21 protein-coding genes and 2 pseudogenes are annotated in these 21,886 nt (G+C 59.0%); 5 read left to right on the plus strand and 18 right to left on the minus strand.

Translation table 11 applies throughout. The annotated features are described in order from the left end of the window. Positions 1–58: 58 nt before the first annotated feature. The 8 genes from OS035_RS06365 to OS035_RS06400 form a co-directional block, all read right to left on the minus strand. Positions 59–1,357, minus strand: a complete 1,299-nt coding sequence (locus OS035_RS06365) for a D-tagatose-bisphosphate aldolase, class II, non-catalytic subunit (RefSeq protein WP_331813534.1) — start codon at positions 1,355–1,357, stop codon at positions 59–61. Then, positions 1,354–2,307: an SIS domain-containing protein gene (locus OS035_RS06370; RefSeq protein ID WP_331813535.1), complete on the minus strand. Its 954-nt coding sequence runs from the start codon at positions 2,305–2,307 to the stop codon at positions 1,354–1,356. Before OS035_RS06370 ends, OS035_RS06365 begins: the two co-directional genes overlap by 4 nt. 11 nt (positions 2,308–2,318) lie before the next feature. Beyond that, entirely contained in the window at positions 2,319–3,176 is an 858-nt protein-coding gene (locus OS035_RS06375) for a carbohydrate ABC transporter permease (protein ID WP_088675162.1), read from the minus strand. After that, a complete protein-coding gene (locus OS035_RS06380; RefSeq protein ID WP_331813536.1) occupies positions 3,176–4,093 on the minus strand; it encodes a carbohydrate ABC transporter permease in 918 nt (305 codons plus the stop codon). Before OS035_RS06380 ends, OS035_RS06375 begins: the two co-directional genes overlap by 1 nt. Further along, the gene (locus tag OS035_RS06385) at positions 4,090–5,346 is read right to left on the minus strand and encodes an ABC transporter substrate-binding protein (RefSeq protein WP_183780565.1); all 1,257 of its coding nucleotides are present in this window, start codon (positions 5,344–5,346) and stop codon (positions 4,090–4,092) included. Before OS035_RS06385 ends, OS035_RS06380 begins: the two co-directional genes overlap by 4 nt. Positions 5,347–5,380: 34 nt before the next feature. Beyond that, entirely contained in the window at positions 5,381–6,340 is a 960-nt protein-coding gene (locus OS035_RS06390) for an N-acetylglucosamine kinase (protein WP_183780568.1), read from the minus strand. Beyond that, positions 6,337–7,131, minus strand: coding sequence for a DeoR/GlpR family DNA-binding transcription regulator (locus tag OS035_RS06395; RefSeq protein ID WP_183780571.1), 795 nt, complete (start codon positions 7,129–7,131; stop codon positions 6,337–6,339). Before OS035_RS06395 ends, OS035_RS06390 begins: the two co-directional genes overlap by 4 nt. Positions 7,132–7,292: 161 nt before the next feature. Continuing rightward, positions 7,293–8,609, minus strand: a complete 1,317-nt coding sequence (locus OS035_RS06400; protein ID WP_183780574.1) for an alpha-glucosidase/alpha-galactosidase — start codon at positions 8,607–8,609, stop codon at positions 7,293–7,295. 102 nt (positions 8,610–8,711) lie between these two features. On the opposite strand from OS035_RS06400, the gene OS035_RS06405 reads away from it, so the two are divergent. Next, the gene (locus OS035_RS06405; protein WP_097629675.1) at positions 8,712–9,578 is read left to right on the plus strand and encodes a helix-turn-helix domain-containing protein; all 867 of its coding nucleotides are present in this window, start codon (positions 8,712–8,714) and stop codon (positions 9,576–9,578) included. A gap of 227 nt (positions 9,579–9,805) precedes the next feature. Here OS035_RS06405 and OS035_RS06410 read toward each other — a convergent pair whose 3' ends face one another. The 9 genes from OS035_RS06410 to OS035_RS06450 form a co-directional block, all read right to left on the minus strand. Next, on the minus strand, positions 9,806–10,441 hold the full coding sequence (locus tag OS035_RS06410; RefSeq protein ID WP_331813537.1) for a hypothetical protein: 636 nt from the start codon (positions 10,439–10,441) through the stop codon (positions 9,806–9,808). 124 nt (positions 10,442–10,565) lie between these two features. Next, complete coding sequence (locus OS035_RS06415) at positions 10,566–10,889, minus strand: hypothetical protein (RefSeq protein WP_183780580.1); 324 nt, start codon at positions 10,887–10,889, stop codon at positions 10,566–10,568. Between the two features lies 1 nt (position 10,890). Further along, positions 10,891–11,250 (minus strand): hypothetical protein, encoded by a 360-nt coding sequence (locus OS035_RS06420; RefSeq protein WP_097630084.1) that lies wholly within the window; start codon positions 11,248–11,250, stop codon positions 10,891–10,893. Next, on the minus strand, positions 11,250–12,470 hold the full coding sequence (locus OS035_RS06425; protein ID WP_183857132.1) for an Nramp family divalent metal transporter: 1,221 nt from the start codon (positions 12,468–12,470) through the stop codon (positions 11,250–11,252). The genes OS035_RS06420 and OS035_RS06425 overlap by 1 nt, the downstream gene beginning before the upstream one ends. Beyond that, positions 12,467–12,754: a hypothetical protein gene (locus OS035_RS06430; protein WP_331813538.1), complete on the minus strand. Its 288-nt coding sequence runs from the start codon at positions 12,752–12,754 to the stop codon at positions 12,467–12,469. The genes OS035_RS06425 and OS035_RS06430 overlap by 4 nt, the downstream gene beginning before the upstream one ends. Positions 12,755–12,806: 52 nt before the next feature. Beyond that, positions 12,807–13,547 carry a hypothetical protein gene (locus OS035_RS06435; protein ID WP_331813539.1) on the minus strand — a complete coding sequence of 247 codons (741 nt, stop codon included), beginning with the start codon at positions 13,545–13,547 and terminating at the stop codon, positions 12,807–12,809. Positions 13,548–13,723: 176 nt separating this feature from the next. After that, on the minus strand, positions 13,724–14,344 hold the full coding sequence (locus OS035_RS06440) for a LysE family translocator (protein ID WP_331813540.1): 621 nt from the start codon (positions 14,342–14,344) through the stop codon (positions 13,724–13,726). 90 nt (positions 14,345–14,434) lie between these two features. Beyond that, positions 14,435–15,373 carry an adenylate/guanylate cyclase domain-containing protein gene (locus tag OS035_RS06445; RefSeq protein WP_331813541.1) on the minus strand — a complete coding sequence of 313 codons (939 nt, stop codon included), beginning with the start codon at positions 15,371–15,373 and terminating at the stop codon, positions 14,435–14,437. 677 nt (positions 15,374–16,050) lie between these two features. Further along, complete coding sequence (locus tag OS035_RS06450; protein WP_183857187.1) at positions 16,051–16,206, minus strand: hypothetical protein; 156 nt, start codon at positions 16,204–16,206, stop codon at positions 16,051–16,053. Positions 16,207–16,473: 267 nt separating this feature from the next. Between OS035_RS06450 and OS035_RS06455 the strand changes: the two genes are divergently transcribed. Next, on the plus strand, positions 16,474–17,349 hold the full coding sequence (locus tag OS035_RS06455) for an NAD(P)H-binding protein (protein ID WP_331813542.1): 876 nt from the start codon (positions 16,474–16,476) through the stop codon (positions 17,347–17,349). A gap of 388 nt (positions 17,350–17,737) precedes the next feature. Here the strand turns inward: OS035_RS06455 and OS035_RS06460 are convergent. Beyond that, a pseudogene (locus tag OS035_RS06460) lies at positions 17,738–17,830 on the minus strand (cupin domain-containing protein); the annotation flags it as partial. A gap of 546 nt (positions 17,831–18,376) precedes the next feature. On the opposite strand from OS035_RS06460, the gene OS035_RS06465 reads away from it, so the two are divergent. The 3 genes and pseudogenes from OS035_RS06465 to OS035_RS06475 all read left to right on the plus strand — a co-directional run bounded on the left by OS035_RS06465 (position 18,377) and on the right by OS035_RS06475 (position 21,399). Then, positions 18,377–18,598, plus strand: a complete 222-nt coding sequence (locus tag OS035_RS06465) for a hypothetical protein (RefSeq protein WP_331813543.1) — start codon at positions 18,377–18,379, stop codon at positions 18,596–18,598. 105 nt (positions 18,599–18,703) lie between these two features. Beyond that, entirely contained in the window at positions 18,704–18,856 is a 153-nt protein-coding gene (locus OS035_RS06470; protein ID WP_331813544.1) for a hypothetical protein, read from the plus strand. A 368-nt stretch (positions 18,857–19,224) separates the two neighbouring features. Continuing rightward, positions 19,225–21,399 (plus strand): annotated as a pseudogene (locus OS035_RS06475) (ATP-binding protein). Positions 21,400–21,886 lie beyond the last annotated feature (487 nt).

Below are 21,886 nucleotides of genomic sequence, written 5' to 3' on the forward strand. Positions count from 1 at the left end.
TCCGGCTGATGTTCGCAGTTCGACGGGCAGCCTTTCGTGGAAGCGGCTGCAGGATTGTTTATTGCATTGCTGTCGCGGCAGAGTAGGGAGCCAAAGCCGCGTCGATGGCCGCAAGGCAAAGTTCGCGGGCGTTGGGAGCGATCCGCTTTGACACCACGTCGGGGTATAGTCTTGCCAGATACTGGCTGATCAATGTCTCGGGGATGTCTCCGGGGAGCCGGCTGAACAGTTCGTCCACGGCCGCGGAGGCCCTTGGATCAGGCCAGTAATAGCGGATACGGTCGCTATAGCTGAAATGCCGCTGCAGGCGCTCTTCTTCGGGACTGGCGCTGTAGTGACCTGCCCAGTGCGCCGGTTGCTCCACCATGATTGCTTCCATGGCAGCGGCCAGTCCGGTTTGCGCCGTCGTTCCGGCAAGCACGCCGGCGATCGCATCGAGACCGTAGAGAGCCTCGCGAAGCGCGAACGTTAGCCCAGGCCCGACTTTGAGGATGGCGAAGCCGCCATCGATCAGAGCCGACAAGGCACTGGACGGTTGGTAGTCGGTGGAATGCGCTTCGAAAATCAGTCCGGGCATTTCGTCCAGCGACCGGATGAGGCCGATCGCTCTGTCGGGCTGGTAGAGCGCCACGTTGGTATTGCCGAACTCGACTCCCGGCTGGACCACGATGCCGATCACCCGCTCCATGGCGGAAGCCAAACCGGCTTCGGCAAATGACGCCCGATGGACAGCCAGGGTCTTCAGCGCCGCATCGGCCCTCGTGATGTCGATTTCCCGGAGTGCGTGGGTTGCACCGCCGGGAGGCGGCACCTCTGTCCCGATGATATAGACGGGCGGCCGCCGGGGCGCGCGGTGACTGGCCTCTTCGGCAGCCTTTGCCAGATGTGCGGCGCGGGCCGCCGTCACTTCGTCCTCCAGTGCAGCCGGTTCGCCCGCGCAGCCCATCGACGTGTCCAGGTGGATCTTCTCAAATCCGGCCTCGACATAGGCCGCGACCATGGCAGACGCGCGCGCCATCGCCTCTTCGGCCGGCAGCTTCCTCCATGGGTTCGGGCCGAGATGATCGCCACCCAGGATGATGCGCTCGGCCGGAAAATCAGCGGCCGCAGCGATGTCCTCGACGAAACGGCGAAATCCCGCCGGCGTCATCCCGGTATACCCGCCTTCTTGATTGACCTGATTGCAGGTGGCTTCGATGAGGGCAGGCCGGTCTTCTGCGGCTGCGCGCCGGAGTGCGGCCTCGATGACCAGCGGATGTGCGGAGCAGACCGAGGTGACGCCGCGTGGAAGCGCAAGTTTTCCCGTGCCCAGAAGCTTTTGCAGAGCGGTCTGGCGGTTCTCTTCGATCGCAGTCATGCCAGTTTCACGACCTTGGTCAGGTGACGGGGAGAAACTGTATCGATCTGCCGGGCCTGAGCGGCGCGTTCGCCCAGGACTTGTAGCGCCGGCAGGACGACCAGACCTGTAAGCGACAAATCGGCATCCACGGCGAGCTCGACATCGCCCGGACCGCCGAGGCCAATGACGACCGCACCCTTGTCTCTCAATTCGCCGGCCAGCTTCGTCTCGGCCTCCCGCTGGTCCGAGCTGTAAAGCATCACGACAGCGGTTTTTTCGTCGACAAGGCTGATCGGTCCATGACGGTATTCCAGGGGGTGGAAGGCTTGCGTCATGATTTGGCTCATTTCCATGAGCTTCAGCGCTCCTTCCAGAGCGATGCCGAACAACGGACCTCCGCCGAGAAATACGAAGTGCGTCCGATCGGCGATCATGGCGGGAAGAACACGATCGAGAGCGCCGGCGATCTTGCGGGCGGCGCCGACAACGGAGCTCGGCACATGCTGCCCGATCATCTGCAGGCCAAGAAGGACCATCAGGCTCGCCGACACCGTCATGACGATGCCTTCGTCAGAATGGGTCTCGGCAGAAATCATCCGATCGCAATTCCTGGCAAGAGAGCTTTCCGGCTCGACCGTCACGGCAGTGACGAATGCGCCGGCGGCCCGGCTCGCTTTTGCGGCAGCGACTGTCTCCGTCGTCTCACCGCTGCGCGACAGCGCCACGACATGGGTGTCGCGCCAGTCGGGCCAGAATGCCGAAGGCCGGCTTTCCCATTCGGCGCCAGGCACCGCAATCGCCTTTCGCCCGGCGAGGTTGGAGTAGGCTGCAAGCGAGAGCGCGAGATTGTAGGACGTGCCGCAGCCGACGAAGACCAGTAACTTGGAACTGCTATCGGCCGGATTTGCACCGATGGCTTTCTCCCAATAGGGAAATTGCTCGAAAATAACCTTTTCGGTCGTATTCATGAAGTCTCCGATTATTTGACCGAACCAGCCAGCAGGCCGCTGACGAGATAACGGTTGAGAAAAATGACGACGAGGGCGGGGATGACGATCGCGATCGAGCCGCTGGCCGTAATCAGCCCGTAGTCGATGAAGTTCTTCGTCACAAATTCAGGTATGAGCACGGTCAACGGCTTCGTCGCCTGCGGTGAAAAGATGAGCGGGACAAGATACTGTCCCCAGGCGCCCAGGAAGGTCAGGATCGCTGCCGCCGTCAGTCCCGGTCCGGCGAGCGGCAAGACGATGTTGAAGAAGATGTAAAGCCTGCCAGCGCCATCGAGCTGCGCCGCTTCCTCGAGCGCGATCGGAAGAGCTTCGAACACGCTTCGCAACAGCCAGAGCGAGAGCGGCAGAAACGCCGAGACGTAGATCAGAGCGATGCCAACATAGGTATCGACGAGGTGCAGCTTGATCATGATTTGGTAGAGCGGGATCAGGACCGCGTAGGCGGGAATGGCCAGCGTCGCGACGACGGCAACGAAGATCGCCTTCCTGCCGGGGAACTGAAGCCGGGTGAAGGCGTAGGCTCCAAGCGCAGATATCGCAACGCAGAGCAGCGTGGCGGCGACCGCGGTGACAACGCTGTTCAGCAAGGCAGCGCGAAACTGCTTGAAGACTTCGACCCCTCCGATTCGGGCAATGTCGATGCCGAACAGTCGCGAATAATGATCCAGGGTGAAGTGCTGCGGGAAGAAGTTGATGGGCCGGACCGAGAAGTCTTCGCTTGGCGTAACCGAGCTCGCGATGGTCCAGTAGATTGGTCCGAGGGACCAGATCAGCAGCACCAGGACGCCGGCCCAGATCATCAGTCGATAGGTTAGGGTGGCTTTCATCAGTCGAACCGTGTGTTGCGGTATACGCGAAGGACGTAGACGAGCGAGATCAGCAGAGAGACGAGCGTGATCACCACCGACAGCGCCATCCCATAGGAAAAGCGGAGGTTCTGGAACGTTTCCAGGTAGATCTGGACGAGCACCGGCCTTGTCTCGAGGCTGGCTCCAGCCAGGACCCAGGCTTCATCGAAGAGGTTGAAGGCATTTACCGTTGCGTTCGTCATCGCCACGGCGATTGCGCTTCGAACCAGGGGCAGTGTCACCAGGCCGAACATCTGGAAGCGCGTGGCGCCATCGATGCGCGCGGCCTCATAGAGATGCGCAGGGATGCTCTGCATTGCAGCCAGAACGATCACGATCGTCAGCGGCATCATCCGCCAGACGTGAACGATGGTCACGGCAACGATCGCGCTGGTTCGATCGTTGAACCAGACGTGATTTTCGAAGCGGAGTCCGAGTGCGGACAGAATGCCGTTCAGCAGGCCGGCGCCGGGTTGATAAATCCAAAGCCAGATGACGGAATTGACGACCCCAGGCAGCGCCCAAGGCAGTATCACCGCGGCGAGAACCCATTGGCGCCCGACCTTGATCTGGTTGATCAGCGCCGCCGAAAGCACGCCGAAGACAGTTTCCGCGATAACCGCCAGGACGACATACATGAGCGTATTGCTCCAGGTCGTCGCGAGCTGGCCGTCGGAGAGCATCCTTGCATAATTTTCCAGGCCGACGAAGGGCGTGCCGGCCTGCATGGGATTGACCCTGTGCAGACTGTCCCAGACCGTTCGGCCCACGGGATAGAAGACAAGCGCGGCCATCGTGATAACGATCGGGGAAATCAGCAGAAGCCCGAGGGTGGTGTCGGCGTTGAAGCCGACCCCACGCTTGCTTGACAGGCCTTCAGATGCGAAGGCGGTCATTGCGCCATCGCCTGCTTGGCAGCGGCAGCGATCGCCTCCATGGCTTGGTCGACGCTCATCTGGCCTTTGGCTGCGCTGTTGATCGCAGTGTTCACGCCACTCGAGAACTGCGGATACCAAGGCGGCGTGCCCTGCGGGAAAAGCGGCTCCACGGTCTTGGACTGCGCCACCAGTACATCGCCGCTATTCAACTTGCCGTCCTGGTTCAACTCGGAGAGCGCGGACGTGCGTGTCGGCAGGAAGCCGTTTGCAGCATTCTTCTTCTGGAAGTCCTTGCTCGTGAACCACTTCACGAAGGCGATCGCCGCATCCTTGTTCTGAGAGACGTTCGGAATGGCGAGCGCCTCGGGAAGGCCGAAGCTTCGCGTTTCGCCGCTCGCGGTCGGCACCAGGATGGCTTCCACCTGGCCGGCGACTTTCGACTGCTTGGGATCGTTCATCTGGCCGAGGCGTCCGGGCTCGCCGGAGATCATGATACTGGTGATGCCTTGGCCGAACATGCTTTCGTTGATCTGGCTGTCCTTGAGGCCGGTGGATGCCGGATCGACGAGCCCTTCCTTGAGAAGCATGAGTTCGAAAGCGAGCGCCTTGTAACCAGCCGAGTCGGGGGATGTGAAAAGCGGGTTGAAGTCCTTGTCGAAAAGCTCTCCGCCGAAAGCCTTCGTCAACAGATACCAGCTCGTCGAGGCGCCCTCCGTTGCCGAAACCGGCAGGCCGATCGGATATTGCGTGATGTCCTTTTCCTTGATCTTCTTGGCAGCCGCGACGAGGTCGTCGAGCGTCTTCGGCATTTCCGATACGCCGGCATCGGCAAAATGCTTTTTGTTGATCAGCATCACGCGGAAGTCGTTCGTATAGGGAACGCCGAGAAGCTTGCCATCGACGGTGAAAATCTTCGCCACGCCGATGTCTTTGACGCTGTCGGCATCGATCACGTCATTGAGCGGCAGGAACCAGCCGGCGGCGCTGAACTGCCCTGTCCATGACCAGTCGAATTCGGTCACGTCGGCCGGCGCCGTGCCTGCGACCAGAGCCGTCACCAGCTTCGGCCGGATATCGTCCCAGGAGAGCGTCTGCAGGTCGACGTGAATGCCGGTCTCGGCTTCGAAGTCTGCCGCAATGGTCGGCCCCTGGGGTGACGGCATCAATACTGTAATTGACTGGCCGGCGAGCGGCTTTGCGTCGTCAGCGAGGGCGGGCATGGCAATGGCCAGAGCCGCCGACGCAAGTAGTCGCAAGATTAATTTGTGCATGTTCCCATCCTTCATTGTTTTCTTGATGCTCGGATTAAACTGCGTGCGTGCCGATGCCCTGGGCAGTGGCCGCGATTTGCCCGAACCAGCCTTCGTCCAAAGGCCAGTCGAGAAGTTGGGCGGCAGCCAGAAGGGCGCCGCCAATGGGGGGGAGTTTCGGTGGCGCCGGAGCCTTGCCGATCCTGCGTCCGAGCGCTTCCAGCAGGAGCCGGCTGGAAAACGTGCCGCCAGCATAGGTCCAATCGGCATCTGTCCGGCAATGACGCGAAATCGCGTGATGGTGTTTCGAGAGTTCGTCGGCTGCCTGCTCCAGCAGGCTCACGGCTCCCTCGTCACCCCCGCTCGCTACCCGATCCACGAGAGCTGAAATCGCTGCAATTTCTGCCCTTGGATTTTCGAGCGAACTCGCCCAGTCGCCAAGCCCGTTCATCGGATCGGCAGGATCGATGTGGAGTCGGTCGAACAGGGCCGCCGCCAGGGCTGTCGCCGGCGCGCGCCCGTCCAGGCTTTGGCTGACGAGGTTGAGCGCCCGCTGCCCAATCCAGTGACTGCTGCCTTCGTCGCCGATCAGATCGCCCCAGCCGCCGGTTCGTTCCGATTTGCCCGCCTCGTTACGCGCCCAGGCCATGGAACCCGTACCGGAGAGAACGAGTATCCCCGGCTTGCCCGCGAAGGCGCCGAGATGGGCGGCATCGACGTCATTCAGGACTTCGCGACGAACATTCGGAAAGGCGCGCTGGATCGCATCGCGCTGCAAGGCGGACAGGCGTGCGACCTCACCATAGGCGGGAAGCCCCGCGGCGACCGCCATCAACTTCGTTTCGTCACGAAACGGGAGCAGGTGCCGCTCCAGCTCTTCCAGCCAGTTCGGATTGTCCATGGGATTGACGCCGCGACCGCGGGAACAGCGCAAAATGCGGCCGGTCCGGTCTGCAACGGCAACGACGACCTTGCTTCCGCCACCATCGATACCGAGGACCAGCTCGTCGCTCATTCCTTGGGCCCCAGCTGCGCGATCGTTGCGTCGACACCGAAATTCGCCAGTTCCTCGCGCCAATGGCGCGAAAGTGCGGAATCGGTAATGACCTTTGCGGTGTTCAGCGGCGCCACTTTGTACGTCGCCATCGTCCCGAATTTTGATGAATCGGCGAGAACGAAGCGGTTCGCCGACCGAGCCAGCATCCGGCGATTGAGGCTCGCTTCGGCGCTGTCGACGCTATAGATCGCCCCATCGGGACTGATGGCGCTTGCGCCAAGAAAGAGCTGGTCGAACCAGATCGTCTCGATCATCGCCTCCGCCTGCGGTCCGACGAGAGACGCGTTTTCGCTGCGCAGCTGGCCGCCGAGAAGAATGACTTCGAGGTTCGGAATGTTCAGGAATTCCTGCGCCACGGTCAGGCCATTGGTGAAGATCCTGAGTGGCGTGGGGTTGATCCTGATGAGGCGCGCGAGCTGCAGCACCGTGGTGCCCGCATCGAGGAAGATCGCCGTGCGCGGATGCAGCAATTCATGGGCAGCAGTCGCAATGGCGCGCTTGGCCGACAGGTGACGTTTTTCCCGCTCCTGAAAGGCGACCTCGACCGAAGAGCCTTGCGCGATGCGGGCCCCGCCGTGCACGCGATCGATCGCTCCTTCCTGCTCGAGGATCTGCAGGTCTCTGCGCACCGTAGCAAGCGACGCGCCAATGGCGTCAGCAAGTGCCTGGATGGTGGAAAAGCCGTTCGCATAGAGATGGCTGCGGATTGCATCCAGACGATCGACCTTCATTCCGCCTGCCTGGTTCACTGAAAGCCTCCGAGAGTTTTCTCTATATCGATCACACTTCCACTCAATATGATCAGAGTCAATCAGATTTTTGATCCTTTCTGATGTTTTGTCGATAAGGCAAAGGAAAACGCGCCGCGAGTATCGCGGCGCGTTCCATGGAAACAGCTATGGCTCACGCGTCAGTGATATTCGGGCAGGAGATCGCCATGTGCATCGATAAGATCGTCGACAAGGTTCCAGATCTGATCGGGGGAAAGTTCGGCGGAGGTATGAGGATCCAGGAGGGCGGCCTGATAGATACGCTCGCGGCTCTTTGTGAGAGCGGCTTCAACGGTCAACCGCTGAACTGAAACACTCAGGTTCATGACGGCGGACAGCTGAGATGGAATCCGTCCGATGCGAACAGGCTGAATTCCGTTCCTGTCGACATGGCAAGGCACTTCCACGATGCAGTCGTCGGGCAGGTTCTCGATCAGGCCGTTGTTTGGGACGTTCCCGTAGATCAGGGCAGGGGTGCCGGTTACGGCAGCTTGGATGATGCCGGCAGCATATTCGTTGCTGCGGCAGACCTCGATCGGCCTCTCGCCTTCCAGTTCCCGCCTCAGGGCATGCCATTCGCCTATCTGCACTTCGCAGCGACGGATATATTCGTCCAAGGGGATGTTGAGCCGGTCAATCAGGTCACTGCGGCCTTCCTTGATGTACCAGGAAGTATATTCCGAGAAATGTTCGCTCGACTCCGTCACGAAATGGCCGAGGCGCTTGAGCACATCGAAGCGAACGCGGTCATCGGCCGGGATGGCGCCTTCGTTCGCCAAGGCTTTCAGCCGTGGATAAAGGTCTTCCCTTCGGCCATCGCTGTGAACCTTCTCATATTTCAGGAAGAAGGCGACGTGGTTGATGCCGGCAGACAGGTAGTTGATGTCGGCGACGTCTTCGCCAAGGCAATCTGCAAGCTGGGCGGCAGTGTGCTGCACGCTGTGGCACAGGCCGACCGTTCGTATGTCAGGCGCGAATTCCTTGATTGCCCAGCAATTAATAGCCATCGGATTCACATATTGCATCAGCAGAGCCCGCGGGCAGACTTCCTGCATGTCCCGGCAGATCGCCTCCAGGACCGGGATCGTCCGCAAGCCACGGAAAATGCCGCCAATGCCAAGGGTGTCGGCGATCGTCTGACGCAAGCCGTATTTCTTCGGAACCTCGAAATCCGTCACGGTCGCCGGCTTGTAGCCGCCGACCTGCATCATGAGGATTACGAAGTCCGATCCGCGAAGAGCCTCACGCCGGTCCAAGGTGGCTTCGATCCTGACGCTGGAATGCCCGATCGCTTCACAGATCCGGCGAGCAACGATTTCAGAAGTCTTCAATCGCTCCGGATCGATATCGAACAGACTGATGACGTAGCTCCCCTGGCTTTGCGAGGATAAGACATCTCCAAGAATATTCTGCGCGAACACGGTGCTGCCGGCACCCACAAGGCAAATCTTCGGCATTGCAATCTCCCTATCGGTTGTGATTGCTTGATGCTCCTTCTGAATCAGAATTTCTTCCGGCGCTCAGACGAATAATTCCGGAATTCGAGTCGGGACCAGAAAATGAAGCGCAGTCACGACCGAACCGAGTGGATCGCATCGAGAGGCGAATTCCTGATCGAGCGCCACATAGCCGATGCGATGGCTGCAGCGCACTGGCACGACCATGTCGAGCTGAACCTGCTGATGGATGGCCGGATGACCTATCTTTTCAACGGCAGGCAGGAACAGGTGGCGGCCGGGCGGCTCGTCCTGTTCTGGGCGGCGATCCCGCACCAGACGATCGCCGTGACCGAAAACGCGCCCCTCGTGTGCGTCTATCTCCCCCTCGTCGATTTTCTTGCTCTGCCCATAGACAGAGGGGCACGGCAATCGATCATGCAGGGGCGTTTCCTGACACAGGGAGATCAGGAAACGTCTGATCCTTCGATGTTTCCGCGGTGGGAAAGCGAATGGCAGTCAGGAGGCAATGCACGGCGGAAACTGATCGTCGAGGAAGTGCGATTGCGCATACGACGCCTGATCCTCGATAATGGCGAGCCGGAAAATGCCGCGACACAATCAGCTCCGGCGCCTCTGGCAGGCCAGGCCGTCGGGCATGTCGAATCGCTGAGCGACCTGATCAATATTCACTATGCGAACCCGATCAGCGTTCCCGAGCTCGCCAGGCTCGCAAACATGCATCCGAGCACGGCAAACAGTGCGTTCCGGAAGGTCCTCGGAATATCGGTCAACGAATATCTGATCCGATACCGGGTGGCGAGGGCGATGCAGCTTCTAACGGATACCGACGATCCCATCCTGCAGATCGGTTTTGACTGCGGCTTCGGCTCCAGCAGTCGCTTTTACGAGATATTCAAGGAGCGGACGGGGACCACGCCGCGTCATTTCCGCGAATCGGTGAGCGGGAGGAAAGCCGAGGCCGGCTGAGCCTGTCGTGACAGGCTCGTTTGTCGCGCAGCTCACGGCCTTGCGGCGAGCGTGAGGAGGCCGTCGTAGAGCGCCGTGGCCAGTGGGTCGATATCCGGTGCCTCCTGGTTCAGCCGGAAGGTGGTCGCAACCAGCTTGCCGCGGCCGAGCCGTTTTTCGATGATGAAGGCGGCAGGTTTGTGAACCCAGCCGACGACGACACCGGCATGGACGCGACCTTGGAATTCCTAGGGACGGAAGCCTGTCATCAACTGGTGCGGCACGACGCCGGTGAAAGACATGTCGAATAGCGGACCGCCCGGAATATGAGCGAAAACGCCGTCCCTGCGCAGCCAGGAGAAGTTGCCGACCCAATCGCCGCGCCAGATTGATTTATGACGGTTGACCAGGCCATAGCCTGGAAAGCTGAAATATGGGCCGGAAAGCATGCCGCCGCCGCCCGCATCGATCTCGATCGACATCGGACCGTCGCGCGGTGGCGTGTCGTCGCGAAGGCGGCCGGGATCCTTGGCAACGATCTGCAATACGCGCTGACCGGAATGGATCGCCTCGACGCGTGCGGCATCGATGTCTCCAGTGACGAAGACATCCGCCTCGTTCGGCGAAACCATCGCGTGACCAAGGGCCGACAACCGCTCGGAGAGGCCGTCATCGTCGGCGGCAAAGCGGATAGGCGCAAGTGCATGCCGTTCAGGTGCAGGAAGCCATCCTTGGCTTCGAACCGCCGGAAGCCGAACTTGTCCTTCCGGCTGTCGGTCGCGGCGGCCGCTACCCTTCATCTGTGCCCGCAGGATCTGCACGAACAGTAACTGCGCCAGTTGCGATGCGTCTGCATCGCGACCACGAGCAATTTCAGGCAGCACCCCAAAGTCGCCGATGGAGCGTTGCGCACATCCATGTCCACCACCGACAGATCGAACCATTCCGGGTCAAAGTGGTCGGCGATGAGCCAAAAATGGCCTAATATCGCTGGTCGGCAGAGTCCAATTACCTTTCGGAACGGCGGTCCAGCGCCGTGAGTTCGGATTCATCGCAAAGCAGCTTTAGCTCGGCCTTGCCGAGTTCGATTTGATCCCATCGTATGCGAAAGCCGCGCGGTTCACGGCGGAGGCGAAAGAGATCTAGTAATTCTGCACCTATCGGCGACGCAGACATGCGTTCCAGGGCTGCGTACGAGCCGATATGGAATTCAGTTATAATAAGGTCGGGTCCGTCTCGTTCGGCTCGTACCTCTTCGATGTGGCCAATTGTTTTCCCTGCTCTAGACGAGACGGCGCGACCGACCAGCAATTCGATATTGATTTCTACCACGTCAGGCTCCGGGAATTTTAGTTACCACTCTGTCTCGTAACCAGTCTTGCCAATCGAAAATTGCGGTATCGCTCACGGACGCTTCTAACTGAACGTCGACGCCAATAGACCGGACCTCGCTCCACGCCACCCGATGAGGTTTTGAGTATCTTTCTCCACCGAGTTTGGTCGCGAGCCAGGTTATCCATTGCTGTGGCCGGTGGCCAAATCGGCGGGCCATCGCAATAGCGCCGACCTCTATCGCGACGACGCGGGGCGGGCCATCTCGCCCCAGTTCGGCGACTATGCCGTCAACCTTGCCCATCTTCACGCCGTCCCGGTCGACCAGTTGCTTGTCGAGTACATCACGCAGCAAATCCATCACGTGCCTCCGATCAGTTCGAGTGGGATGGTCACAATCGCCAGCACAGAGCCCAGCAGGATGATGAGGACGACTGCCGAATTCGAGATGATCCCGTTTCCATGTTTCCCAATATATCGCTTATCATTCATCAGGAAGAGAAATGGGACGACTGTCAGCGGAAGTGTGGCTGCAGTCAAAGCCATGGACATAATGGTCAGTTTCAGCGGATCGAGGCCGAAAGCGATCGGAATGGCGCCAAACAAAAGTGCCAGCGTGTATGCAGCGCTAAATCCGGGGTCTTCGCGCGGTTTGCGGTCTTCGCCCCAGTTCCAGCCCAGTCCCTGAGCCGCCAGGTACGCCTGCTGCAACCCAACTTCCAAGATCGCGCCGAAACAGGCAATTCCCAAGGAAGCGACAAATAGCCAGTATCCCCACAACCCGAACACGGGAACGAGCATGGTCGGTAATTGATGGTAATCGGTGATTTGATCCACCCCATTGGAAGCCAGCACAAGAGCGGCCACGATGAGAACGGCGATCGATATGGTGCCACCAAAGCTCATTCCAAGGCCCGCGATTGCGCGATTGGTGCCTAGATACGTTTCGTCCCACTGGTCTTCGACCGCGCCGGATGAATAGAATAAAAATAGATATGGTGATATCGAGGCACCGAGAATGCTGACCGCTATAAACCAATAACTGGCATGGTCGTGATGCGGCGTGCTTGGCAATACACCGGCCGCCACCGCCTCCAAATCGGGTTTAAGCAATACGGCAGCAACCACGAAACAAAGGGTCACCAATCCAAGGACGGAAACGCCTTTCTCGATGAAACCGAAAGTTCCCTTCCAGAGTAACAGCCAGGCAAGGAACGCAACGGGGAGTGCCCACCATTGAAAGGCCACGCCTGTAGCGAGCTCCAGAGCAACAGCCGCACCTCCTATTTCGGCGGCAAGGACCATCAGATTGAGCAACAGGATCGAGAGGAAAGGCAGAAGGAAGAAATTGAAACCGAACCGCTCACGGATACCATCCGAGATAGTGTGACCGCTTACTGCGGCAAAGCGGCCAGCCATTTCAACAAGGAAGATGATGCAGATCGTCCCGAGCACTATTGCCCAGATCAGTTGAAAGCCGAATGCCGCTCCCGCTTGGGCCGCCGTTGCCAGTGATCCGATTTCCAGAAAACCGCCAACGCTCGTCACAATTCCAAGCGATATTTCTAATATCTTCTTCATGTGCGTCTCACACCTGAGGTCAGGTTGAGGCGGTCGCTCGCAGCTTTTAGCTGCGTCGCCGTTTGGTTGGTGTCGCGTTCCCCCTGCGAAACCTGGTTCCGCGCTTGTCGGAGTATATCGAGAATATCGCTCGCCGATCGCGTCACTTCGCGCGCTGTCGCGTCGAGGCCGCGGACGGTTTCGATCTTTGAAGCGGCAACTTCGACATTGCGCTCCATCGACTGCAAGGTCCGCTGTACATAAGCATCCGGCAACTGCATCAAGTCCCATTCGACGAGCGCCATGCGGGCCGAATTCGAACAGGACGCAATAATTCTCGCTTGCGCACTGATCTGATCAGCATCCGAAGAGGAGGAACAGCCTGCCAGGGCTGCGACCAGGTAAAGAACACATGTGTGGATTTTCGAGAAATTCCGCCGGTCCATGTTCGTTCGGGTCAGTGCTTAATTGCCTTCGCAACAAAAACGCGGCTCCAGTGAGCATGTTCCGCAGGAGTTGGTCCCCTTTGCAGTCCCCTCCACCCGGCGATAAGGTTTGGGATTTCCACGAGCCCAAGGGCGCGTGTGTGCGGTAGCGTCGCCCTTTTTGCGACCATCCCGAGCGCTTGCACAGCTTTGTATTGGTCGATGTCTCATCGATAAGATCAATCGCGCCAAGGCCTTGCCGGCGCCATCCAATCCACAGCTCGCGCGCTTGGGCAATCTGCGGACGCTCATGCTCACTTGTCCGTAGGCTTTTCTTATGGCTCAGCCCGAGCCGATGCAGAAGGCGTGCCACATTGGAGCGATGCACAATGACACCGCGCCCGGCCAGGTCCAGGCACAGCTCATCCAGTGTAAGCTCGCCATTCTCATCCAAGCGCTGGCGTACCCAGTCGCCATGTGCATTCAGCTTGCCGCCACCCACATGACCTTGCCGTCGCGGCGAGAGCGATCCGGTCTCCCGCTTCAAGATCACCAGATTGTTCACAAAACGCGGCGACACGCGGAAGTGCCGTGCCGCTTCACGATGGCTATGACCATCCTCGACAAACGCAACGACACGACTACGCAACGCGATCGGATGTGATTTGCCCATTGGCACTCTCCCTTCAAGAGAAGGGAATCACAACTCAGCTGATTTGCGAATCCTGGATTTCAAAAACCGCGACATGCTTTAGGGCGATGCCGGACTAACGTAAAGCCCTTGCCTTTCGCACGAGTGCCAGATTCTGGCCGACGATGTGCCGGTTTAATTCAGCTTTCGTGGTGATCCTACTGCCGCGACAGGAGAAGTTTTGTGCCGAAGCCGACGAACACGGTCGCGACACCGACATCAATCTTGCGCTTTGCCCTGAGATAACCGGCGGCCACCGCGGGATGGGTAACCAGGCTGATCAGGCAGGTGTAGTAGATGGTTGAGATCATCATCATCTCGGCAATTGCCGCCGCGCCGTAACAGAACGGTGTGCCCGCTGGCATTGTCGCGGCGAAAACCGACGCGACGAAAAGCGCTGTTTTCGGATTGGCAAGGTTGGTCACAAGACCCATGCGATAAGCTGTTGCTAATGGTACTTCGATTCGCGCCGGCGAAACGTCCGCATCGCCGCCGCGTGCTTTCCGTAGGTCGAGGAAGAGTTTCAGCCCGAGCCAAACAAGGTAGAGCCCGCCGGCGATTTTCAGAGCCAGATAGGAGAAAGGAGCGGCCTGAAACAACACGTTGATGCCCAACCATCCCGCCAGGCCCCAAATGAACGTCCCAGTGACGGTACCGCAAGCCGCGGTGAGCGCAACCTTGCGCGTCGATGTCAGGCAATAGCGGATGGACAGCAGCGTATTTGGTCCGGGCGTTATGGAGGCGATGGCCCAGATTGCCGCAACTGAAAGGAAAAACATGCGATCCTCGATTTCGCTTGTGGCAGCTGTGCGCCTTGGTTGAGCCGCAGGTAAAGACAATAAACGCGGCAGCGTGTGTAATTGATAATTCTACCTGCCCGGTCCCGCGAGCATCAGACGCGCCAAGTCACAAAATTGTCCTTGGGGATATCTGGCAAGGTAGGCTTCGATCATTGCAGCACTCCCATCGCTGCGTACCGTGTCCCAGAAGGCAACTTCGACCGCCAGCTCTTCCGTCGACGGCTTGCCGTTTTCAAGGCGAGCCTGCGCCAGATCGACAAACTTGCCGTTCGGATATCGCCTCAAATACTGTCGGTACTCATTGGGGTCATTACTTTCCCGTACAGAGTCCCAGTAAGCAATCTCGACCTGCTGCATGTCGTCCGGGGTTCGGTAATCGGTCGGTATCGGTTCGGCATTCTGTGCCCAAGTGCCTTTGTCGCTCCCATCATCGAGATTCGGGAAGCGGGGCTCGGGCCCATCGAGGACCGGGTCTGCCTCCCGGTCGAACTGCACCCGGAAAACCCTCAGCGGTCTTGCGATGTTTTTAAATGTCTGCTCACCAAGATCTTCGAACGTCGCGTCGACACGATCCCGCAGGTGGTCTCTGACACCGCGGGTGACGCAGATTCCGCCGACATCCGCCATGCCTTCCAACCGAGCCGCGATATTTACACCATCGCCAAAGATATTCCCGTTCTTGACTAGAACGTCGCCGACGTTAATGCCGATACGAAAATTCATGCGCACTTCGTCAGGTAAAGCTTGGTTGGCGCGCCAGATAGATTGCTGCATTGCAACGGCGGCATTGAACGCGAGCACGATCGATGGGAATTCAGCAAGAACGCTGTCACCAGCCGTCCCGAAGATTTCCCCCTTTGCCCGTTCGATGATGCCGTCGACGATCGTGCGATGCGAAGTCAGAGTAGCCAGAGTCAGCTCCTCGTTTACATGCATGAGCCGGGAATAACCCTCCACGTCGGCAGCGAGGATGGCGGCAAGCTTTCGATCAAGAGGAGGAGCTTCCATGCGCGTGTCCAAAGTGACCTATCCGCAAAGAAAGGCCGGCGAGAGCTTTTGTTCCCTTGGCCTTGGTGATGCTGATACCATACCTTTATGCCCGGCCGAAAACACATCGGCCTGGTGTGGCTTCCGAAAGATCTCCACGCATTGTATTGTTTTCACAATCTCTTGCGGGGAGTTAAAACGGTCTCAACCAATGACATGTGGTCCAGCCCACCGACCTGTCGCTTGAGACGCGCCACCAGACAGGCAGGTACCATTCCCGATGACCACTTCGGGCCGATATCCGTCATGCCTGGGACGAGCACAAGCCACCCATTCACCTGTCGCGTCTGACTTTAGGTTCGTCCATTTTGACTAGCCAAGTACGTAGCATGAGAACACCGATAACAAGCATGACTGCCCCGAGCATTATCATACCCCACCCGATCCCGTTTGGGCCGAAACGCGTGTATAGCCAGCCAGCCTGCTCGGCATCAGTTGCCGGAGTTCCAAGACGATACCAGCCGTTCAGGAGTGCTCCGACTCCGATAATCAGGGAAAACAAAAAGCGGGACATTTGGCTTTTCGCTCACTCTAGGTCTATATCGCGCGCGGGAGGACAACGGAGGCTTCCGCGCTCGGATTAATTTGCGCCGAGTGACAACGAAGGCCGCGCGGCCGGCAGCAACGCCGAAAATAGGTCAAGTCAGGGGCAGCATATCGTCTTTTTCACTGCGGATCGGCAGGACAGTCAATAAGCCTCGGGAGTTCTCACGGCCCGGTTTACCTTCTGCTTTTGCTTGAGCGATCTGTTGAGGTGACACAACCAACTCGGCATTCGCCTTCTTGTCCTTCATCATCGCTCCAAATACCACTGCAACGCCAGTCGGTCTGCTGTCGTCCGTCAATTAGGCGGGCGCACATATGGATCACCGCCATAGCACATAATCGAAGTTCGCATTTGGGTCTCCGAAGAAATTCTCCGACATAGGCAATACCCCCGATAACATGCGTTATGAGGGCTATTGCTGAATGGCCTTAACGATTCCAAATTTAGATAAGTGGCTGGGTGCGATGCTGGCTGGTTTTTTTCAATCCTGGCAATCACGACAGGGAGATGGAGCATGTTTGCGATCGTCGGAGCCGCGGGCAATGTCGGCTACTCAACGTCATCGGCCCTGCGCCGGGCGGGTATGCCAGTCCGGGCGATCCTACGCGATAGGGCAAAAGCAGCGCGGCTGAGCGACATCGGCTGCGAGATTGCTACCGCCGATTTGCAAGATGCCGCCGCTTTAGCCATGGCGATCGGCGATGCTGACGCCGTGCAAATCATTATCCCGGTATCGCCACTGACAAAGGATCCGGCTGATGGTCTTCGGCGATCGATCGAAGGCCTGTTCGAGGCGCTGACCCAGGCACGGCCGAAGCAGGTGCTGGCAATCTCCGATTACGGAGCCCACGTCACTGATGATATTGGGATGCCCAGCATGTTCCGCGACCTTGAGGCGCGGCTCGCCCAACTCAAAACCCAGCTGCGTGTGCTGCGGTCTGCCGAACACATGCACAATTGGGGGCGTGTCATCCCGATGGCCGTCGCTTCCGGCATTTTGCCAACTTTTCAGGACCCAGTCGACTTGGCGCAGCCGACGATCTCCGCCCATGACCTCGGTCTGATTGCCGCCGACTTCCTGCTGGGACCCGAGAGCGGGACGGGGGTTCAGGTCATCCATGCGGAGGGACCTCGCAGGTATAGCGCGAACGACGTTGCAGCGGTGGTGAGTCAACTCTCGAGCCGAGTGGTGCGCGCTCGGGCGGTACCCCGGTCGCAGTGGCAGGCGACCTTCGAACCCACTATGCCGTCAAGCCTTGCCAGCCTGCTAATCAAAGCCAACGACGCCAAGAATAAGGGGGGTCTGGTCGAGATCGCGCCGAACGCTGGCGTGGTTCGCTATGGCCATACCTCAATGATCGATGCACTCCGGCCATTTTTCCTGCTTTAATGATGTCAAGGTGAGACCGCGAGCCGAGTCAAAAAGAGCACTTTACGCGCGTCCCGAACGGCGCGTTCGGACCTCGACGGTCCCAGAGACCTTGAAGCTTCCGAGAAAGCCAGGTTTTGCCGATCCTGCCATTTCCGAAATAGCATCCGCCGAGGTGTTCAGGTTGCGAGGGGCGCAAGTTCCTCCCTCCACTCGGTGCATCCGTTGCGGCGAAATTGTACCTCTTCAGGCAAAAGCCTCCCGCCACTCGCACAGTGGAAGCAATTCGCGAAGCGTAGCGGTTCGTTCCCGTCGAGGACGATTTCCGCGTCGAGATTTTCATCGTCGACCTGATGAATGAATTCCAGGCAGACGCCGCAGAGTCGCAGGACATGAAGTTGTCCGCTGTGCGCACAGTCTCGATCGTACGCCAAACACCGACGAAACTTGGCTTCATGACGAAGCTGCAAGCGGCGCGCTTCGTCGTGTCGCCCTCCTCCTCAGTTTTCGCGGCCGGCGTCGGGGTCCATCCACATATAGGCGCATGAACACATGATGGAAAGCTGCGAAAAAGCATCGTACGACGGCTTGCCAGCGCCACGGCGATACCGCGGTGCACACGATTAACTGAAGATCGTTTCGAATTTCGGGGACAAAGCTCCGACGAGAATCGCCGGGCTTGTTCGCTTGTATCGAAGCTTGTTGTCGGGGCAGGGATTCGAACCCCGCGTCACAGCTCGAAGGCTGGAAGCAACCTCGGATACCCGAGGGATAGGAGAGCGCCACGCTCCGATTACGCTTACGCCCGACTGAACCGTTAACTCGTGTCCCCTTGCGATTGTTCCTGATGTGATGGCCTTGGGGTCACAAAGCGCAAGATTGTCGAATGCCTCCCGATGTCTCTGAACGGGCGAATGTGGTCTAGCATCTTGCTTGGGCTGGAGCGGATACTGGAGGAGCCAACCCCACCCCCACGCTTCTTTTCGCGCATCACCACTTCGTGCCAAGCGGAATTGCCCGCTGAGTGCGGTGATCGAAGAGGGTAGTTTTGCTCGACGAAGTGACCAGCGCGCTCGACCCGCAAACCGAGAATGCTCTGTCGGCAGCGATGGCAGCACGCACGATGGTTTCGATAGCACATCGTTTATCCACTGTGGGCCACGCGGACCAGATTGTGGTCCTTGAGCAAGGTCGCATCGTCGAAATGGGAAGCCATGATCAGCTAATCGCATCGAACGGACGCTATCGCGAGCTGGCAACGATCGGCTGAAGGTCTCTCGGAACGAGTCTGCTTTCGATGTTCAGCAGGCTATTGCCGATCGTCGGCGTTCTAGCGCAACTTCTAAAAGTTACGTGACGGCACTGCTGGTCGAAGATGACGACGAAGTCGCCGCACTCATGGTCGATGCTCGACGAACCCGGTTTTGAGGGGATGCGTGCAGCGACGGCTGCGGCTGCACTTGGCGCATTGGCAAACGACCGCAGCATCGACCTCGTGTTCTCGGACGTCATGATGCCAGCGGGATGAACGACGTGGAGCTCGCGAAGGAGATCCGGCTGCGTCGGCTCGATTTGCCCATCTTGCTCACCAGCGGTTGTTCAGAGCGGCAAAACAGGACGCGGAGGCACAGGGCATCAAGATCCTGCGCAAGGCTTATGCCCTTCGACGAACAATAGCCGGTGGAGCCGGAACTTGGGTCTACAACCAGCCTCCTAGGTGGGGGGTTGTGTATCCAATATCAACCGTGTGTCCTTTCGTCAGTAATCTGTGCGGGAGCGCGTCGATCGCGCCATCGTCGCTTGTCGATTGCTTGATTTCTCGCCACATCCCTGCGATGCAAACCAACCGTGTTGAATCGCGCCGCGCCATCTGCATCTCAACGATCAGGCTATAGAATGAACACTGCCCTCCGCTTCCCCGCCGAACGTCTCCAGCAAGTCCTCGACAGTGCAGTTGATACCGGGATCATCATGCTCGACGTCGATGGCACGATCACCGGCTGGAGCAAGGGTGCGGAAACCCTACTCGGTTGGTCGCAGGATGAAATGCTCAGTAAGACCCTGGTAGCGATCTTCCCGCCGGAAGGAGGAGCCGCCGCGCTGCTCTAGGCGGAACTGACCGACGCCAGGTCCAAGGGAAAGGGAAGCGGCGAAGGATGGCGCCTGCAGAAGGGCGGGGGGCGCATCTGGGCCGTCGGTGAGACGACGCCGATAATGGATGATGAGAGAACGCTTGTTGGTTTCGTGAAGGTCCTGCGTGATCGCACCGAGCAGCGCGAGACGGAGATGGCGCTGCGAGAGCGCACCCGCGCGCTCGAGATTCTCAACCGAGCCGGAGCTGACCTCGCGCGCGCGAATGACCTGGAGAAGGTTGTCCAACTGGTAACGGATGCCGGCGTGGAGCTTACCGGAGCTCAGTTCGGCGCATTCTTCTACAACGTCATCAATCCATCGGGCGAGAGCTACATGCTCTACACGCTGTCCGGCGTTCCTCGCGAGGCATTCTCGAAGTTTCCCATGCCACGCAATACGGCTGTCTTTGCACCGACCTTTCTCGGAGAGGGGATTGTGCGTTCCGCCGATATCACCCAAGACAGCCGGTATGGCAAGAATGAGCCGCGACGGGGAATGCCGGAAGGTCATCTTCCCGTACGCAGCTATCTGGCCGTGCCGGTCATTTCACGAACAGGCGAGGTAATTGGTGGACTTTTCTTCGGTCACGCTGACATCGGCGTGTTCGACGCGGCGTCAGAAAGCGGTCTCGCTGGCCTCGCCGGCGAAGCTGCGGTCGCCATCGACAACGCCCGGCTGTTCGATGCCGCGCAACGTGAGCTGCAGGAAAGACGCCGCGCTGAAGAAGCACTCAAGGAACTGAACGCCAACCTCGAGCATCTCGTCAAGCAGAAGACGGAGGAGCTGACCCAGAACGCAGAGGCGCTGCGGCAGGCCCAGAAATTGGAGGCGATTGGACAGTTAACGGGGGGAGTCGCCCACGACTTCAACAATCTGCTGCAGATCATTGTCGGCAATCTCGACACGCTCACGCGGAACCTGCCGCCGGAAGCGGGTCGGTTGCGAAGGGCAGCCTCGCAGGCGATGAACGGCGCGAGGCGGGCAGCGGCTCTGACGCAACGACTGTTGGCTTTTGCCCGCCGCCAGCCACTCGACCCCAAGCCGATTGACACGAACAGCCTGATCCGCGGCATGTCGGAGCTCCTGCACCGGACGCTCGCAGAGATATACCACATTGAAGTTGTGCTCGCCGCCGGTCTCTGGAAAGTGGAAGCCGATCCCAACGAACTGGAAAGCGCGCTGCTCAATCTCGCGATCAACGCCCGGGACGCGATGCCTGATGGCGGAAAACTGACGATCGAGACATTCAATGCCCAACTGGACGAGGCCTATGCGTCAGTGATCCCCGGCCAGTATACCGCCATTAGTGTTTCCGACACTGGAACGGGGATGGACACGGAAACGCTATCGCATGTGTTCGAGCCGTTCTTCACGACTAAGGATCAGGGGAAGGGCACCGGGCTTGGCCTCAGCCAGGTGTATGGGTTCGTCAAGCAATCCAAGGGCCATGTGAAGATCTATTCGGAAGTTGGTGAGGGAACGACAGTCAAGATCTACCTGCCACGGCTCTTTTCAGACGGGGCCGATGACGAGGTGGCAGAGGCACCTGCCATCCCCGAGGCGTCGGCCGGCGAAGTTATTCTTGTCGTCGAGGATGATCCGGACGTTCGCGCCTATTCGGTCGAGTCGCTGCGCGAGCTCGGCTACCATGTACTCGAAGCCAAGGACGGTCCGGCGGCTCTGCAAGCGCTGTCGAGCTACGGCAAAGTCGATCTGATCTTTTCGGATGTGGTGTTGCCGGGCGGCATGAGCGGCGCCGACGTTGTTGCCAAGGCGCGTGAGACAAATCCGACGCAGAAAGCGTTGTTCACAACAGGGTATTCGCGCAACGCCATCGTTCATCACGGCCGGCTCGACAAGGGCGTGCATTTGCTGCCCAAGCCATTTTCTTTTGAAGATCTGGCCGTACGCGTCCGGGATGTGCTCGACCGTAACTGACCGCTCGATCTGACGACCGGCCGTTTCGACCAACTCGTCTTGTGATTGCCGGAGTTGGTTTGTTGGCTGCTCCAGCACCCGCGCTGTCACGTTATCGGAGGACTGCATGTCCTCTTGTCGCGGGTAGTGCCGCCTTTTCACCAGGCTGTGCAGCCGAAAGCGCATCTGGCTCGTGACGCCGGGTATTCGCATCACGATCTCTCCGCCAGACGCAGGCCCGCTGTTCATAGTTATCGTCCGGGTGATTTTGACGTATCATTTGCTCTCGCTAGCTCGGCGTCATAGCAACCGGTTGCGTTACGGCGCCCGGTGCGTGATTCTCCGGCGAGCAAGCGGCGCCGAGTTGCTTGGCCGGATGCGTGCTCAAGCCACCATGTACGGCGCCGAGATCCTAGCCCGAATCTCTCAAAGTAAGGGGTGCATCGGGGCTGCGAATCTGAGAAACTGCTTTTGCTACAAAGGCTTACCAGATTCGTTAAGGAGGCCC

Source organism: Rhizobium sp. 268 (assembly GCF_036571585.1).
Classification (GTDB): domain Bacteria; phylum Pseudomonadota; class Alphaproteobacteria; order Rhizobiales; family Rhizobiaceae; genus Rhizobium; species Rhizobium redzepovicii.